Annotated in this window: 15 protein-coding genes; 9 read left to right on the forward strand and 6 right to left on the reverse strand. The window is 60.5% G+C overall.

The genetic code is table 11. The annotated features are described in order from the left end of the window. Positions 1-20: 20 nt before the first annotated feature. A complete protein-coding gene (locus ACJ8IJ_RS00675) occupies positions 21-608 on the reverse strand; it encodes a hypothetical protein (RefSeq protein WP_046898269.1) in 588 nt (195 codons plus the stop codon). Positions 609-778: 170 nt separating this feature from the next. Between ACJ8IJ_RS00675 and nudI the strand changes: the two genes are divergently transcribed. The 3 genes from nudI (at position 779) to ACJ8IJ_RS00690 (ending at position 3,259) form a co-directional block, all read left to right on the forward strand. Next, the gene (gene nudI / locus ACJ8IJ_RS00680; protein ID WP_004938207.1) at positions 779-1,204 is read left to right on the forward strand and encodes a nucleoside triphosphatase NudI; all 426 of its coding nucleotides are present in this window, start codon (positions 779-781) and stop codon (positions 1,202-1,204) included. 93 nt (positions 1,205-1,297) lie between these two features. Beyond that, positions 1,298-2,134, forward strand: a complete 837-nt coding sequence (pbpG, locus tag ACJ8IJ_RS00685; protein WP_004938210.1) for a D-alanyl-D-alanine endopeptidase — start codon at positions 1,298-1,300, stop codon at positions 2,132-2,134. Positions 2,135-2,272: 138 nt separating this feature from the next. Continuing rightward, positions 2,273-3,259 (forward strand): MsnO8 family LLM class oxidoreductase, encoded by a 987-nt coding sequence (locus tag ACJ8IJ_RS00690; protein ID WP_049188967.1) that lies wholly within the window; start codon positions 2,273-2,275, stop codon positions 3,257-3,259. Here ACJ8IJ_RS00690 and ACJ8IJ_RS00695 read toward each other — a convergent pair. Continuing rightward, entirely contained in the window at positions 3,256-4,560 is a 1,305-nt protein-coding gene (locus tag ACJ8IJ_RS00695; protein ID WP_442518180.1) for an aminotransferase class I/II-fold pyridoxal phosphate-dependent enzyme, read from the reverse strand. The two genes, ACJ8IJ_RS00690 and ACJ8IJ_RS00695, sit on opposite strands and share 4 nt — an antisense overlap. Before the next feature lie 67 nt (positions 4,561-4,627). On the opposite strand from ACJ8IJ_RS00695, the gene ACJ8IJ_RS00700 reads away from it, so the two are divergent. The 3 genes from ACJ8IJ_RS00700 to ACJ8IJ_RS00710 are packed head-to-tail and all read left to right on the forward strand — an operon-like array spanning position 4,628 to position 6,441. Continuing rightward, the gene (locus tag ACJ8IJ_RS00700) at positions 4,628-4,882 is read left to right on the forward strand and encodes a hypothetical protein (protein WP_004938217.1); all 255 of its coding nucleotides are present in this window, start codon (positions 4,628-4,630) and stop codon (positions 4,880-4,882) included. Continuing rightward, the gene (locus tag ACJ8IJ_RS00705) at positions 4,879-5,595 is read left to right on the forward strand and encodes a glutamine amidotransferase (RefSeq protein WP_049188969.1); all 717 of its coding nucleotides are present in this window, start codon (positions 4,879-4,881) and stop codon (positions 5,593-5,595) included. The genes ACJ8IJ_RS00700 and ACJ8IJ_RS00705 overlap by 4 nt, the downstream gene beginning before the upstream one ends. Before the next feature lie 3 nt (positions 5,596-5,598). Further along, positions 5,599-6,441 (forward strand): PfkB family carbohydrate kinase, encoded by an 843-nt coding sequence (locus ACJ8IJ_RS00710; RefSeq protein WP_049240901.1) that lies wholly within the window; start codon positions 5,599-5,601, stop codon positions 6,439-6,441. A 44-nt stretch (positions 6,442-6,485) separates the two neighbouring features. Here ACJ8IJ_RS00710 and ACJ8IJ_RS00715 read toward each other — a convergent pair whose 3' ends face one another. The 4 genes from ACJ8IJ_RS00715 to ACJ8IJ_RS00730 form a co-directional block, all read right to left on the reverse strand. After that, positions 6,486-7,199 carry a flagellar brake protein gene (locus ACJ8IJ_RS00715; RefSeq protein ID WP_004938226.1) on the reverse strand — a complete coding sequence of 238 codons (714 nt, stop codon included), beginning with the start codon at positions 7,197-7,199 and terminating at the stop codon, positions 6,486-6,488. Between the two features lie 76 nt (positions 7,200-7,275). Next, positions 7,276-8,058, reverse strand: a complete 783-nt coding sequence (locus ACJ8IJ_RS00720) for an N-formylglutamate amidohydrolase (protein ID WP_154870320.1) — start codon at positions 8,056-8,058, stop codon at positions 7,276-7,278. A 101-nt stretch (positions 8,059-8,159) separates the two neighbouring features. After that, positions 8,160-9,881, reverse strand: coding sequence for an ornithine lipid synthase OlsF (gene olsF, locus ACJ8IJ_RS00725; RefSeq protein WP_004938233.1), 1,722 nt, complete (start codon positions 9,879-9,881; stop codon positions 8,160-8,162). Positions 9,882-10,036: 155 nt separating this feature from the next. Continuing rightward, entirely contained in the window at positions 10,037-11,698 is a 1,662-nt protein-coding gene (locus tag ACJ8IJ_RS00730; protein ID WP_442518181.1) for a DUF4091 domain-containing protein, read from the reverse strand. 465 nt (positions 11,699-12,163) lie between these two features. Between ACJ8IJ_RS00730 and ACJ8IJ_RS00735 the strand changes: the two genes are divergently transcribed. From ACJ8IJ_RS00735 to ACJ8IJ_RS00745, 3 genes are all read left to right on the forward strand, one after another. Then, positions 12,164-13,417 (forward strand): ABC transporter substrate-binding protein, encoded by a 1,254-nt coding sequence (locus ACJ8IJ_RS00735; protein WP_049188973.1) that lies wholly within the window; start codon positions 12,164-12,166, stop codon positions 13,415-13,417. A gap of 78 nt (positions 13,418-13,495) precedes the next feature. After that, on the forward strand, positions 13,496-14,437 hold the full coding sequence (locus ACJ8IJ_RS00740; RefSeq protein WP_197753168.1) for an ABC transporter permease subunit: 942 nt from the start codon (positions 13,496-13,498) through the stop codon (positions 14,435-14,437). A gap of 10 nt (positions 14,438-14,447) precedes the next feature. Next, entirely contained in the window at positions 14,448-15,266 is an 819-nt protein-coding gene (locus ACJ8IJ_RS00745) for a carbohydrate ABC transporter permease (protein ID WP_004938251.1), read from the forward strand.

A 15,266-nucleotide genomic window follows, 5' to 3' on the forward strand; every position in this document is an offset into this window, starting at 1 on the left:
GCTCCTGCGCCCTCACATTCTCACCACGCCAACAGACGTTCCAGCGCCGCCGCCGGCCCTTTACGGCCGATAAGCGCCGCCCGATGCCAGATAGAGCCGCTGTCGCTCACCCACTGCTCGCTTACCCACTGGCGCCGGGCCAGGCTGCGCAGTGCCTGGATGCTGTCGACGGTGTTATACACCAGCCAGGCGCCGAACAATACGCCGGCCAAGGCGATCCACAGATTGACCGTTGCCGCCAGCTGCGCGATCAACAACAGCAACAGCGCCATCTGCAGTAAGGTTTTAGCGGTGAAAGCGCACAGAAAGAAGGTCCGCATTCGGTTTTCCAGCGCAAAACAGGGGTTGGTTAACACCTGGCGGGTTTCCTGTACCGGAATGCCTTGCACATAGACCATCCATTGCGAAGCCCGTCGGGGATTCATCGCCACGCCCTTTTCCGCCAGCTGGTGTAACCGCATCGAAACGGCGACCGGCCAGACGAGCGCGAGCAGCAGGCAATAGAAGAACGCCGCACTGACGCCGCACACGCCCAATCCGATCGCGGCCAGCACCGCCAGCAGAGCCTTGCCGGAGTAAAACCAAAACGGCACCACTTGGTAATTCATAAAGTTCCCTTTTAAGTCCATTAACCAGTCCGATAGATTACGCCCTTATCAAGGCGTTAAACGCGAGGGAACAAAAAATTTTTGCTGTTACGCTGAACGCGATCGGCCCCTCTATCCTGCGCCGCCAAACCTGCTAACCTGCGCATTTTGATTTTTGACAGGAGTCTTCCATGCGCCAACGCATCATTGTCTGCCCGCTGATTGAAAACGATAACGCCTTCCTGCTGTGCAAAATGGCGGCGCACAAGGGCGTGTTTCCCGGCCAGTGGGCGCTGTCCGGCGGCGGCGTCGAGCCGGGTGAACAAATAGAACAGGCGCTGCGACGCGAAGTGCGCGAAGAGTTGGGCGCCGCGCTGATCCTCGACAACATCACGCCCTGGACTTTCCGCGATGACGTGCGCATCAAAACTTACGCCGACGGCAGCCGGGAGCAAATCTACATGATTTACCTGATTTTCGACTGCCATGCCGCCAACCGCGACGTGACGATCAACGACGAGTTCGATGACTACGCCTGGGTGCCGCGCGAGCGCCTCGCGGACTACGATTTGAACGAGGCCACCCGCTTCACCCTGCGGCAAAAGGGATTGTTGTAACAGTTTGAGCGATTATCGCCCTATTTCCTTCACATTTGCCCGGCAGACTCTTTTGATATTTTTTAATCACTTAGGGTCACTATTGCCGCCGTTATGCTTTTATCTCACGCTTTTCTCCGTCTGCCTGTCCGGCGCTTCGGCGCCGCCCTGCTGTTCAGCCTGCTGTTCGTTTTGGCGCCCGTGCATGCCGCTGCACCGCCGCTGGTGCTGAATGCCAAATCGGTGCTGGTCGTCAATCAACGCACCGGAAAGACCCTTTATCAGAAGCAGCCGAACCGCGTGCTGCCGATCGCCTCGCTCACCAAACTGATGACCGCCATGGTCGCCCTGGACAGCAAACGCCCGATGGGCAGCAAGCTCAAAGTCACCGCCGCCGATCGCGATCTGCTGAAGAAAACCCATTCGCGGCTGACCATCGGCTCGGTGCTCAGCCGCCGCGACATGCTGCACATCGCCCTGATGTCTTCGGAGAACCGCGCCGCCGCCGCGCTGAGCCGCAGTTATCCCGGCGGGCGCAAGGCCTTCGTGGCGAAAATGAATCAGAAAGCGCGCGCCATCGGCATGAAACGCGCCCGCTTCTACGATCCGACCGGGCTGACGCCGCGCAATGTGGCGACCGCCAACGATCTGCTGAAGATGGTCAATCACGCCTATCGCTATCAGTCGATTCGCCGCTTCAGCACCGACAAGCAGCAGATCGTGCGCCCCGGCCGCGGCCAGTTGGTTTACCGCAGCTCCAACGGCCTGATCAACAACCCCGCCTGGAAGATCCAGCTGCAGAAAACCGGCTTTACCGACGAGGCCGGTCACTGCCTGGTGATGCGCACCACCATCAAAGGGCAGCCGGTGGTGATGATCCTGCTCGGCGCACAGCCGCGCTACGGTCACTACCGTGACGCCATTCGTCTGAAGGCCTGGCTCGAGGGGTAACATCGCGGCGCTTTACCGTTCTGCGCATATTCAAATCCGTTTTGGATCAATGGAATATCCTATCGCCAATCAGTATTAAGGCGTGCGCCGCCCGCATGGTATTTGTCAGGCATATCTGATGAGGAAAGGAGCGGGAAAATGGCTTATGCCTTGAGCATATTGGAAAAGAGTCCGATCGCCGAAGGGGAAAGCGCCGCGCAGGCGCTGGCGCGCACGCTGCATCTGGCGCAACAGGCGGAACGCTGGGGATATCGGCGTTTCTGGTTAGCGGAGCACCACAATACGCCGCAGCTCGCCTGCCCGTCGCCGGAGGTGCTGATCGGTTATCTGCTCGGCCAAACGTCGCGCATTCGCATCGGCTCCGGCGGCGTGATGCTGCAGCACTACAGCGCCTACAAGGTAGCCGAAAACTTCAACCTGCTGGCGGCGCTGGCGCCAGGGCGCGTCGATCTCGGGGTGGGCAAAGCGCCCGGCGGGCTGCCGCTCGCCACCCAGGCGCTGCAGGCCGCCCATGACCGGCAAAATAAACCGGCCTTCCCGCAGCAGCTGTCGCAGCTGACCGCTTACCTGAACGACGACGCCGAACCGGGCCTGAGCGCCACGCCGTTGCCGCCGCACGCCGCCCAGCGCTTTTTGCTCGGCGCCAGTAAAGAGAGCGCGACGCTGGCGGCTGAATCCGGCTGGGCCTTCGTGTTCGCCGCGCATCTGAACGGCAATCCGCAAGACATTAGAGAAGCGCTGGAGCACTACACCGCACACAGCGGCGGCCGCAAGGGGCTGCTGGCGGTGGCGGCGATCGTGGCGCAGAGCCCGGAGCAGGCCGCGACGCTGGCGGCGGAGATTCAGCAATACCGCGTGCACGTCGCCGGTGAGCAGAGCGTGACCGTCGGCAGCCTGGCGCAGGCCGAGAGTTTCGTGCAACAGGCCGGCGCCACCGACTACCGCATCGAGCCGCGAGAAAGTCATGTTCTGCTCGGCACCGCGCAGCAGGTGCATCAGCAACTGGCGCAGCTGCAGCTGCAGTACGGCGTGGACGAGTTCATCATCGACACGCCGATCGCCGAACCGACCGCCCGGTTAACCTCGCTACAGCGGCTGGCGGAGGAAAACCTGACGCCGGCTTAGTTGATCGCCGCCTCGGCCCGCATGGCTTCGGACAGATCCTGCGCCAGCGGCGCCAGCTGTGCCGGTACCACGTTGGCCAGGCTAACGCGGAGTGCCGGGCCGCCCTTCAGGCGGAAAGGCTCACCGCCCTGCACCAACCACCCCCGCTGCGCCATCAGCTGCGCGGCGGCGCTTTCCGACCTCACCGGCAGCCACAGATGCAACCCTTCACCTACCGCCAGCGCCGTGTGATTCAATGCATTGAGCCGCTGCACCAGTTCATCCCTTCTGGCCTGATATGCCTGTTGCGCCCGCGGCAGTTGCCCTTCCTGCAAGGCCTGTCTCCACAGCCTGGCGGCGATCTGTTGCAAGATATGGCTGACCCAGCGTTCGCTGATGTACTGATCGGCGCGCATCGCCTGCAGCAACGTCGGGTTGCCGCAGGCCAGCGCGATGCGCAGATCCGGGCTGAGAAACTTGCTCAGCGACAACACGTACAGGCCGCGATCGCCGTCGAACGGCAGATGCAGCGGCTGCTGCGACAGCGGCCCCCAGAAGTCGTCGACGATCGCCAGACACTGCGGGTTGTCGCGCAGAAAACGCCGCCACTGTTGCGCGCGCTGCGCAGAGAGCGAAGCGCCGGTCGGATTGTGAGCGCGCGGCGTCAGGATCACCGCGCCGGCGGCCCCGCTTTCCGGCAGCCGACAGCCCTGTTCATCTACCGCCAGCGGCAGCGGCCGTAGACGCAGATGGCGCAACAGCGTCAATAGCGGCGGCCAGCAAGGATCTTCCACCCACACCGCCGCACCCGGCTGCACATGGCAGCGCAGCGCCTTTTCCATCGCGTCCAGCGCGCCGGAGAACACCGCCGGTTCCCCCAGCGTGACGCCCTGGCGGCTGAGCCACTCGCGTCCCAGACCGGTCAATACCGGCAGATCGCCACTGATGTCATAACCATTTTGCTGCGGGAACACCTCCGTCGCGCCAAGCGCCAATGCCGGCAACAATGCGGCATCCAGATTGCCGCTGGCCAGATCGCACATTCCCGCCGGCACCTGACGCGGCGTATAGGCCGCACTCACCGCCGCCAGCGGCGGCTCCAGCACCACCGTTCCCGCCCGCCCGCGCGTCGCCACCAGGCCGGCATCGCGCAATCGGGCATAAGCGCTGGCGACGGTATTCGGATTGACCTCCAGCTCCGCCGCCAGTTGGCGTACCGGTGGCAACAGCTCGCCCGGCCGCAGCGCGCCGTCTTTGATGCGTGCGGCGATCTGCTCGGCAATCTGGACAGCGCCGCCGCCTTTTGCATACAATAAACTCATACATAAATCCTTTTGTACTAGTTCAAATAAGATTAGCAGCTTCCGCGGCCAAAAGTAAGGGGGTTCCATGGATAAACATTACGTGCTCGACATTCAGTATGCAGGAAAAGCCTTTGCCCGCCTGGAGATGTTCACCCCCTGGGCTGCCGATCAGCTGGAGCAGGCGTGCGCGCTGTTCCCGGCCGCGCAGGGTTATCAGGTGCAGCTCAGCCAGGTCAGCGAACGCCGCATCGTCTATCAGAGCGGCGCGCAGGGCATCACGGTGCTGGGCGAGTCGCTGGCGCTGACGCCGTTCACCCACGCTCACGAGGTTAAACAATGAAAAAAGCCGTCGCCATTCGACACGTCAATTTTGAAAACCTGGGTATTCTCGGTTCCCTGCTCTCGCTGCGCGGCTATCAGATCGACTATTACGATGCCGGTCGCGATGATATTCGTGCTATCAATAATGAAGAGACAGATCTGTTGGTGGTGCTCGGCGGGCCGATCAGCGCCGCCCGGCACTTTTCCGGTGAGCAACGCTATGATTTTCTCGACCATGAATTGGCGCTGGTCAAACAGCGCCTGGCGCAGCGGCGGCCGACCCTCGGGGTGTGTCTCGGCGCGCAGGTGATCGCCCAGGCGCTGGGCGCCGACGTGATTTCGCTCGGCGTTAAAGAGATCGGCTTCGCTCCGCTGACCACGCTCGCGGCCCAAGACGACTCGGTGCTGGCGCCGCTGGCCGATACGCCGGTGCTGCATTGGCACGGCGATATGTTCATGATCCCGGACGGCGCCCGCTGCCTGGCCGGCACGGCGATTTGCCCGCATCAGGCTTTCGACTATCAGGGGTTCGCGCTCGGTCTGCAGTTCCATCTGGAGGCGGATCACCGCGATATCGAACGCTGGTTGATTGGCCATGCCTGCGAGCTGGAGCTGGCCGGCGTCGCGCCCCAGAGCCTGCGCGAACAGGCGGCGCGCCACGGCGCACAGCTGGAACAGCGCGCGCGGCAGGTGTTCGCCCGCTGGCTGGATAATAACGAACCAAGGATGTAACTCATGCAACAGGCTTCACCCTTGCGATCACCGTCCATCGACGTGATCAGCATTCAATCTCAGGTGGTTTACGGCAGCGTCGGCAACGGTATCGCCTACCGTGCCCTGCTGAAAAAGGGGCTGGAAGCGCTGCAGGTGCCCAGCGTGCTGTTCGGCTGCCCGCCCTATTACGGCAAGCCGCATGGCGGCGTCATCTCCGGCGAGTGGTTCGGCGGCTTTCTCGACGATCTGATCGCCCGCGGCGTGATGAAACGCACCCGGGCGGTGATCGTCGGTTACCTGGGCGACGTGATGCAGTGCCATATTCTGGCCAACTGGCTGCAGCGGGTGCGCGCCCTCAATCCGCAGATAAGGATCTATATCGATCCGGTGATGGGCGATTACGGCGAAGGGATCTACGTGGATGAGCGCATCGTCAATTGCTATCGTTCACCGTTCCTGCGGCTGGCCAACGGCCTGACGCCGAACGGCTTCGAACTGGAGCAGCTGTGCGGCCGCTCTTTGAGCAGCCGGGAGCAGACGCAACGCGCCGCGCAGGCGCTGTTGAACGACACCACCGAATGGGTGCTGGTCACCAGCGCGCCGGGCGTGGCACAGCACGAAGACGAAGTGGGTTTAATGTTGGTCACCCGGCAGGAAGCGCAGTGCTTTACCCATCCGAAGGTCAAATCGGCGGTCAAAGGCACCGGCGATCTGTTCACCGCACTGCTGGTGAGCCATCTGCTGCGCGGCGCCGCGCTCGACGCGGCCGTGGTTGCCGCCGGCGGCGAAGTGTGCGACGTGCTGGCCGAAGCGGCGCATTTCGGTTGGGAAGAGATCGGCAGCCTGCGGGCGTTAAAACCGTAAGACCTGTGGGGAGTCAGGGGCAGCATGCCCGCCCCTGATAAATATCAGCGTTTTTTCTTTTTGTTGAAATCCAGCTCGAAGGCGAACACCGCGCTCTGAATTTTGCGCTCCATCGCCAGCCCCAGCTTGAGGAAACGGCACGACAGGCGCGAGAAGTGCACCACCTGGTCGTTATCGTCGGTTTCCTGATCGTCGTTGACCACCACCAGCTCCATATTGACCTTGAAGCTGCCGTAGCTGCCCAGATCCAGCTCCGCTTTTTTGAACTGCAGGCCAGGCTGGAAGAAATCCGGCAGCGGGCCGTCGAAACGCAAACCGACGCCGCCGGCGGAGAGATCGTGGATACGCAGCTCATAAGGCGTGCCGTCCGGGTACTCGCCGGTGCAGAAGAATTGGCGCCAGTGCGGCGTGGTGATGCGGAATTGGCGACGGCGCTGGATATAGACCAACTCCTGCGGCAGCCGGGTCGAGCAGGCCTGGACGCCCTGATGTTCGGTCAGTTCTGCCTGGCCGACGGAAAACTCGATTTTGGCGTCGTGGCTTTCAATCACGATGGTGCAGGCGCCGTCGATGGCGTTTTCCGCTTCCTCACCGCTAAACACGATATTGTCCGGCCCGACGCTCAATAACAGACTTTGAAACCGGTGCTGCTGATTTTCTACGCGCAGCGGCGTGCGTTGTTTGCAAATTTCACGCAGAATCGCCAGAACTTCAAAACGCTCCCGTTTGATAAACAGTCCGTTATCGCTGTGCTCCACACGTCTCTCCTGACTTTTTTTCTAATGACGTCTTATGTATTCCTTATGGTTATCATCTCTGGGAATATTCCTAAAGTCAAATTTGCCAGCGTTGCCAGGCCTGCGGCAGCAGGCGCGCGAAACGTTTCGCCCATGCCTGTTGCCCGCGTTCGTCGGCGATCAGATCCTGGCGAATTTCGATGCCGACGTAAGGCAATCCGCGCCGTTCCGCGTGCACCGGCAACGTGTAGTCGGTGGCGTCGGTCATTGCATAGGGCTCGTTGATCCCCACCTGCAAATCCCCCTCTTCGCGCAGCAGCTCGGCCAACAGATGGGCAAATTCCGGGTAGCGGTTAAACAGCAACCCCACCTGCCAGGGGCGCGATTCCCCTTTGAACACCGGTGTGAAACTGTGCATGGCGATCACCGCTGTCGGCAGTTCGCGCAGCTGACGTTGCCCCAAATGATCGTCGATGGCGTGGTGATACGGCAAAAACACCTCACGCTCGCGCGCCAGCGCGTGCTCGGCGTCAATACCGATATTGCCGGGTATCGGCGTCAGTTCGGACAAATGCGGGATCGAGCTGGCGATGCCTGGCGCCCGGTTGCAGTCGATCACCAGCCGTGAATAACGCTGGTGGATCAGGGTGGCGTCCAGCTGACGGCTCAGATGGCGCGACACGTTCAACGCGCCGATGTCCCAGCCGATGTGGCGTTCGATCTCCCCCGGCGGCAAACCAAGGTCGCCAAGGGATTGCGGTATCGCCTTACCGGCGTGATCGCACAGCAGCAAAAAGGGCGCTTTGCCGCGCGGGATTTCCACGGCGGCGGCAGAGGGTTCATCGGCGGACAATAACGGCGGGATAAACGAATGGGGCATGACGGGCTCCGGCGGTGGAAAGCAAAACGTTTATCGTAGCGCTATCCCGTCGCCGGCCCCAAGGTCGTGCTTAGATCAAAAAGGCATGAGTCAGACTGTAGTCATGCCGTCTCGGCCGGCTGCGGCTGGTGCACCGCGATGTAACGCTGATACCGCGATGGCTTGAGCCGCGTGGTATCCACCAACACCAGCCCGTCGATACAGTTGTTGAACGCCGGATCGGTGCCGAAATCGATAAACTGTACCCCGCCCGGCTCGCACAGTTCGGTGTACTGCTTGTACAGCGTTGGGATCGAGCAGCCGATATTGCTGAGCAGGCTCTTCAGCCGCACCAGATCTTCCTGATAGTTGTCCCCGGCAAACTGCGCCAGCACCTGCGGCAGCGACGCCGGATAAGGCCGCCGCGACTGGCCGAACGCGTGATCCGGCGAGAAATAGAGCCGATAGAAGGCGATCAGCAAATCACGTGCTGCCAGCGGCATGCCGCCGGAGATCGACACCGGGCCGAACAGATAGCGGTACTGCGGGTATTTCGACAGATAGGCGCCGATGCCCAGCCACAAATAGTCCAGCCCGCGCTTGCCCCAATAGGCCGGCTGAATAAAGCTGCGCCCCAGCTCGATGCCCTGCGCCAGGATCGGTTCCATATCGCGGTCATAATGGAACAGGCTGTTGCTGTAGATGCTTTCCAGCCCTTTGCGCGCAATTTGTTCGGCGGTAGGGATAAAGCGATAGGCGCCGACGATCTCCAGCTCCTCCTCGTCCCACAGCACCAGGTGGTAGTAATCGTCGTCGTAGCTGTCCAGATCGCGGCGGCGGCCGGATCCTTCCCCCACCGCGCGGAAGGCGATCTCGCGCAGGCGCCCCAGCTCGCGCAGGATTGGCGTACGCGCTTCGTCATGGCGACGATAGAGATAGATGGTTTTACCGTCCGGCGTTACCCCCAAGCGTTCGCAGTTCGCCAGCGCCTTTTTCAGCTCCAGACGATCTTCCGGCAGCGCGATCGGCGATTCGCTGGCGAACAGCCCCGGCTTGCCCTGGCCCAGACGATAGACGTGGCGGCGAAAACGCTCCGCCAGATCCTTGGCGCTGGTGTGGCCGTCGTGCCAGTTGGCGAACGGCACGCGGCCGCCGACGCGGATCTTGATGCGCCCGCCCCGCTGCTGGAACATTTCGCGCACCAGCAGCAAGGTCGACAGCGGCCGGTAGACCAGAGAGGTAAAGTAAAACAGGTTGCTGTTGCGTGCGCTGATGTGGATCGGCACGATCGGCGCGCGCGCTTTGGCGGCCAGGCGCAGAAAACCGGTATGCCAGTGGCCGTCGCGGATGCCTTTCGGGCTCATGCGCGACACTTCGCCTGCCGGGAACAGGATCAGCGCACCCTGGTTGTCCAGCTGCTGCTGCATGCCTTCAATCTGTTTGCGGCTGGTTTTATAAGCGACGTTATCCACCGGCACGAACAGGCTGCGCAGCGGTTCAATGTAGGTCAGCAGCTGGTTGGCCACCACTTTCACGTCCGGGCGCACCGCGGCAACGGCGCGCAGCAATACCAAGCCGTCGAGCGAGCCGATCGGGTGATTGGCCACGAGCACCACCGGCCCCTGGCTCGGGATGTTTTCCAGATCGCCGTCCACCAGCTCGCAGCTGAGGTTAAAGTAGTCCACCACCTGCTCGATCAGATCGAGCCCTTTCAGATGGGGATAATCGGCGGCGAACTGTTTGAATTCTTTTTCGAAGAGAAGGGTTCTTAGCAGGCTGCGCTGCCAGGCGGGGGTATTGCGGTGTGGAAATGCATCTTGCAACAGAGAATCCAGGCTGAACATCGCGTTATCTCCTGACGTAGTCGCTGCAAACTTAAGCCAGAGCCGTGACTCTGACATGTCAGTTACATGACAATAAAGTGAATCCATCGACTATCAGGTATAGCAAAGTAATGGCGAATTGGGAGCGAAAGACGCATTTTCGCCCCCACTTGCCTTCACATCGGCGCCAGCAACGCTTCGATGCGGCGGTTTACCGCGTCGCGCAGGCGCAGCAGCGGCCCGGCCTGGTGCGGATAACGCTTGAAGGTGATGCGCATGCCCAGCTCACTTTCTATAAGCGCTTCCACCGTCGCCCGATCGGTCAAACTCTCCAGCAGCTGCAGCGCGCGCATGTCCTGCAGCCCCTGGTGCAGCACCCGCAGGCGCAGCGACTCCACCGGCTGCAGATCCTCACCGGGGTAGACCACGAACGGATCGCCGGAGGGAAATGCATGGCCGCTGTCGGTCACCGCGTACGGATTGATGCGTTCACGCGAATGGGCGCTGTTATAGAAGTTGAATCCCCAGTGCAGAAAGCCGGCGATGCGGTACAGATACAGCTGCACGCCCAATATGCGGTTGCGCGCCGAAGGCTGAGCGAAGAAGCGATTGGCGACCTCAGTCTTCTGCACGCAGCAGTAATAGGCCCACAGGCCGGGGACCTGGTGTTCGATAAAAGGTTCGAGGTGGTCGGTCGCAACGACCGGGGTTTCCACCAGGCCTTGCTGATAAAACGCGAAATCCGACAGCGCATCGAAGGTGCGGAAGCCATCCAGCAGCGCGGCGCTGGCGCGCCGGTAGGCCGCCAGGTTGTCCAACGTCGGCTCATCGGAAACATGGAACCATACCTGCCGTTCCAGCCCCCGTTCGCGGAACCAGGCGGTCAACGCCGGCAGCAGCGCCTGTAGGAAACGCTGATACGCTTCGCCCTGCGCATCGGTGTGCCAGCCGAACGGCGTTCGCGTCTCGCCCTGCTCCTCCACCACGATCTTCGGCGCATGCGCCGCGCCCCATTGGGTAAACAGCGGCGCGATTTCGAAGTGCTCGATGCCCTCTTCCTGCGCCAACGCCACCCACTGCGCCAGACGGCTGAAATCGAAGCCATACCCGTGCGCCGAATGTGTCACCCTCACCAACTGTACCGTGGTGCGTTCGCCGCCAACGGCGGTATCCAGCGGCGGCGTGAACAGCGGCGTCAGCAGCATATTGACGCCGGCCTGCACCGCGCAGCGCACAAAGTTGCGCACCGCGCGCCAGTACGCCGGGCTGAACACCGCCAAACGGTAGTAATCCGCCAGGCAGTCGGTGTGCAGCCATTCGGTGTGCAACAGCGTTTGCGGCGGCAACGCCGCGGGCACCAGATGCAGCGTCAGTGTGGCCTCGGCCAGCGCCTCGCCGCTCTGGGCATCCAGCAGCCGCAGGGTCAACGGAAAGTCGCCGGCCAGTTGCGCGTCGGCCGGCGGCGTCAGGGTCAACCACAGGCTGCCATAATAGCGGCAGGCGGCAAAAAAACGCCGTTGCGGCAGCGGCATCAGCGGATCGGGAAATAAGCCCGGCTCGGTGGTCAGGTAATTCTCATCGGTCTCGCGATAACAGGGAAAACCGCTCGGCACCGATTGCACCTGGCGCACGCTGATATACTCCGCCAGCGGCCCGTCGAGTTGATAACACAGCTCATGGCGAGTCTCGTTGCCCGGAGTTTGCAAACAGTACACCGCCTGCCAGGACAGCACCTCGTTATTTAACCCGCTCAGCCGATTTTCCACGGCAATGGGCGGCATATTTTGGCGATGAAATACTTTTTCCAGGCAATGCGTAAATACCAGAGACAGGCGCATGATATTTCGCCCTCTTTATTTTGGATGAATAAATGTTGTGAGATTCAGGCTAGCGTCTTTTATCGCCACAAACAATAGCCGGCAATAAAAAACGTTCAAGCGCCCTCCTCGGACAGCCCCAGCAAGATTTTTTTGTTTATTTGCATCACAAAAATGAAAGAAGCTGAAGCTTGCACAATAAAAATATTTTTAATCCCCATTATGGTGCAAGGGTTATCAGTTATTCCTATGCCTGCGAAGGCCGCTAAATGCCGCGCCACCGGGGAAAAACCCCGTCAAAAGGTTAATGAAATGTGAACAGAAACCCCTTTCACTTGGCCGTAAAAGCCTTTCGATTTTAACAACAATGAAACATTGTCGCCCCATTTTTGGGCGTTTGGGGGTGTATTGACACATTGAAAGTTAAGGGATAGAAAGAATTTACGTTGCGAAAAACGCTATTCGTCGCTCACCGAGGGGAAAGCAATGTCACCGATAAAAAATACCGGCCGCCTGCTGGCGCATTCTATTCTTGCCAGCGCATTATTATTACCCACACTGCTCCATGCAGCAGATAAAATAACTTTACGCTATGCCGTTTGGGACAGAAACCAATTACCCGCCGAACAGGAGATTGCCAAGCGCTTTGAACAGGCTAATCCGGATATAAAAATAGAAATAGAATTAACTCCCTCGGCGCAATATTTCGTTAAATTAGATTCCGCCGCCGCCGGCGGCGTAGCGCCAGATATATTCTGGATCAATATGCCTTATTTTGTGCAGTACGCCAAAAACGGCATTATGGAGCCGCTGGCGCCCTATATTAAGGACAGCGGCCTTAAGCTGGACGACGTGGTCGCCAGCTCGGTGAAAGCCTATCAGTACGACGGCCAACAGATGGCCATCCCGCGCGACGTCGATTCCATCGCCGTGTGGTACAACAAAAAACTGTTCGATCAGGCCGGCGTCAGCTATCCCACCAGCGACTGGAGCTGGGACGATCTGAAGAGCAAGGCCGCCGCGCTGAAAAACGGGCTGAAAGGCGCCGCCTTCCCGCTGGTGATGGATCTCAGCATCGACGGTCAGGACAGTTACATGAACCTGCTGTTCCAAAACGGCAATCACATCGTGCCGAAAGATGGCCAGCCCACCGACATCGCCAACGACAAATCCCTCTGGGTCTATCAGCAGCTGCAGGGCATGATGAAAGACGGCCTGATGCCAAGCGCCCAGCAGATGAGCGAAGTCAAAACCGAGAACATCTTCCAGTCCAACCGCGCCGCGATGGTCTATGCCGGTTCCTGGCTGGCTGCGCCGTTCGCCAATAACCCGCTGATCAACGACCACATCGGCGTGGTGATGATGCCCAAAATTGAACGCCAGTCCGGCGTGGCCCACAGTTTGGCCTTCGCCATGTCGGCGAAAAGCGCCCACAAGCAGGCCGCCTGGAAATATATCGCCTTCATGAGCAGCGAGGCCTCACAGGCGGAGCTGGCCAAGGTGGTGATCCCGGCCAACAAGACGGCGGCCAAGGTCTGGGCGCAGCAGATTCAGAAAGTCGACGTCTCGCCTTACATCCAGACTCTGGAAGTGACCCAGGCTTACCCCACCGCCGGCACCAATACGCCGAAGTGGCAAAACATGTGGATCGCCAGCCTGAAGAAGATCTTTATGGGCGCGGACGCCAAACAGGAAATGGACAAATCGGTCAAGAAGATCGCGCGCGTCATGGAGCAGTAATCGCCCCACCGCGGCGCGCTGCCCCGAGCGCGCGCCGCGGTGGACCCACGCTGAACGTCATAGGTGAGGAATGGCAACATGTCGCTGGCAGAAACGGCTACGGTCACCCTGAAACCATCCCGGCGCATCGCCCGCCCCGCGCTCAATCGGCTCGAACGCGCCGAACGCTTCTGGGGCTGGGTGATGATCCTGCCGCTGCTGTTGGGGGTGACGGTGTTTTACCTGATCCCCTTTTTGCAGAACATTTTCTACAGCTTTACCGATCTGAACCAATTCATGCGCTGGAGCAGCATCAGCGTCGATAACTATCTCAACCTGTTTGAAGACGACGACTTCTACACTGCCGCCGCCAACACCCTGTTTTACGTGGTGGTCTGCGTGCCGATCAGCCTGAGCCTGTCGCTGCTGCTGGCGATTGGCCTCAACCAGAACATCCGCGGCAAAGGCCTGCTGCGCACCCTGCTGTTCCTGCCGGCGGTCACCATGCCCGCGGCGGTGGCCATGGTGTGGCAATGGCTGTTCAACAAGGATTTCGGCCTGATCAATCAGGCGTTGGGCCTGCTGCACATTGCGCCGGTCGCCTGGCTGTCCGATCCGGACGTGGTCCGCATCAGCGTGTCCATCATCATCATCTGGTCGTCGCTGGCGCTGAAGATCATCATTTTGCTGGCCGGGCTGCAGAGCATTCCGCGCCAGCTGTACGAAGCGGCGGATATCGACGGCATCCCCACCCTGCGGCGCTTCTTCTGCATCACGCTGCCGATGATGGTGCCGACGCTGTTCTTCGTGTCGGTGATGAGCTTTATCGAGATCCTGCAAGTCTTTGACGTGGTGTTTCTGATGTTCGACCGCGCACTGGTGGAAAACGACGTGATGACCGTCACCAACCTGTTCTACAAGTACGCGTTTTACCTGCAGGAAAAAGGTTACGCCTCCGCCATCACCGTGGTGCTGTTCGCCGTCACGCTGGTGATCACCCTGATTCAAATGGCGATCGGCAAGCGCCTGAAAGTCAGCTGAGGAGCTGCACATGAACGCAAGCAAGAAAACGCTGGTGTACCTGTTTATGGGGCTGGCGGCGCTGGCCTCGGTGGTGCCTTTTATCTGGATGCTGGTGACCTCGCTGAAAACCCAGGCCGAGAGCATTCAGATCCCGCTGACGCTGCTGCCGGCGCATCCCAGCCTGCAGGCCTACGGCCGGGTGATGCACGAAATCCCGTTCGCCGGTTTTTATCTCAACTCGCTGCTGGCGACCTTCTTCACCGTCACCCTGCAGATGGCGATCGCCACCCTGGCCGCCTATGGCTTCTCGCGCCTGCATTTTCGCGGCCGCGACGCGGTGTTTCTGGTGTGCGTGTCGATCCTGATGGTGCCCGGCCAGGCGTTTCTGATCCCGCAATTCCTGGTGGTGCAGAAGCTGGGGCTGGTCAACAGCATCACCGGGCTGGTGCTGCCGGGCATTTTCAGCGTTTACGCCACCTTTCTGCTGCGCCAGTTCTTCCTGGCGGTGCCGAAGGAGATGGAGGAAGCGGCGTTGATCGACGGTTACAGCTACTTCGCCATCTTCTGGCGCATCATGCTGCCGCTGATCCGGCCCGGCATTATCGCCTGCGTCATCATCAACGGCCTGTGGAGCTGGAACAACCTGATGTGGCCGCTGATCGTCAATACCACCACCGAGAAGCTGACGCTGCCGGTTGGGCTGGCCTCGCTCTCCAGCCGCGCCGGGGTGGAATACCCGTTGCTGATGGCCGGGGCGCTGATGGCGGTGATCCCGATGCTGATGCTGTTCATTATTTTCCAACGCTATTTCATCCAGGGCATCGCCAGCGCCGGGGTGAAAGGCTAA

The organism is Serratia sp. CY40230 (genome assembly GCF_052168835.1).
Lineage (GTDB): Bacteria > Pseudomonadota > Gammaproteobacteria > Enterobacterales > Enterobacteriaceae > Serratia > Serratia nematodiphila.

What these genes read in the sequence shown, in the direction of transcription:
- ACJ8IJ_RS00675 (WP_046898269.1), bottom strand. Translation starts at nt 608, where the DNA reads ATGAATTACCAAGTGGTGCCGTTTTGGTTTTACTCCGGCAAGGCTCTG.
- nudI (WP_004938207.1), top strand. Translation starts at nt 779, where the DNA reads ATGCGCCAACGCATCATTGTCTGCCCGCTGATTGAAAACGATAACGCC.
- pbpG (WP_004938210.1), top strand. Translation starts at nt 1,298, where the DNA reads ATGCTTTTATCTCACGCTTTTCTCCGTCTGCCTGTCCGGCGCTTCGGC.
- ACJ8IJ_RS00690 (WP_049188967.1), top strand. Translation starts at nt 2,273, where the DNA reads ATGGCTTATGCCTTGAGCATATTGGAAAAGAGTCCGATCGCCGAAGGG.
- ACJ8IJ_RS00695 (WP_442518180.1), bottom strand. Translation starts at nt 4,560, where the DNA reads ATGAGTTTATTGTATGCAAAAGGCGGCGGCGCTGTCCAGATTGCCGAG.
- ACJ8IJ_RS00700 (WP_004938217.1), top strand. Translation starts at nt 4,628, where the DNA reads ATGGATAAACATTACGTGCTCGACATTCAGTATGCAGGAAAAGCCTTT.
- ACJ8IJ_RS00705 (WP_049188969.1), top strand. Translation starts at nt 4,879, where the DNA reads ATGAAAAAAGCCGTCGCCATTCGACACGTCAATTTTGAAAACCTGGGT.
- ACJ8IJ_RS00710 (WP_049240901.1), top strand. Translation starts at nt 5,599, where the DNA reads ATGCAACAGGCTTCACCCTTGCGATCACCGTCCATCGACGTGATCAGC.
- ACJ8IJ_RS00720 (WP_154870320.1), bottom strand. Translation starts at nt 8,058, where the DNA reads ATGCCCCATTCGTTTATCCCGCCGTTATTGTCCGCCGATGAACCCTCT.
- olsF (WP_004938233.1), bottom strand. Translation starts at nt 9,881, where the DNA reads ATGTTCAGCCTGGATTCTCTGTTGCAAGATGCATTTCCACACCGCAAT.
- ACJ8IJ_RS00730 (WP_442518181.1), bottom strand. Translation starts at nt 11,698, where the DNA reads ATGCGCCTGTCTCTGGTATTTACGCATTGCCTGGAAAAAGTATTTCAT.
- ACJ8IJ_RS00735 (WP_049188973.1), top strand. Translation starts at nt 12,164, where the DNA reads ATGTCACCGATAAAAAATACCGGCCGCCTGCTGGCGCATTCTATTCTT.
- ACJ8IJ_RS00740 (WP_197753168.1), top strand. Translation starts at nt 13,496, where the DNA reads ATGTCGCTGGCAGAAACGGCTACGGTCACCCTGAAACCATCCCGGCGC.
- ACJ8IJ_RS00745 (WP_004938251.1), top strand. Translation starts at nt 14,448, where the DNA reads ATGAACGCAAGCAAGAAAACGCTGGTGTACCTGTTTATGGGGCTGGCG.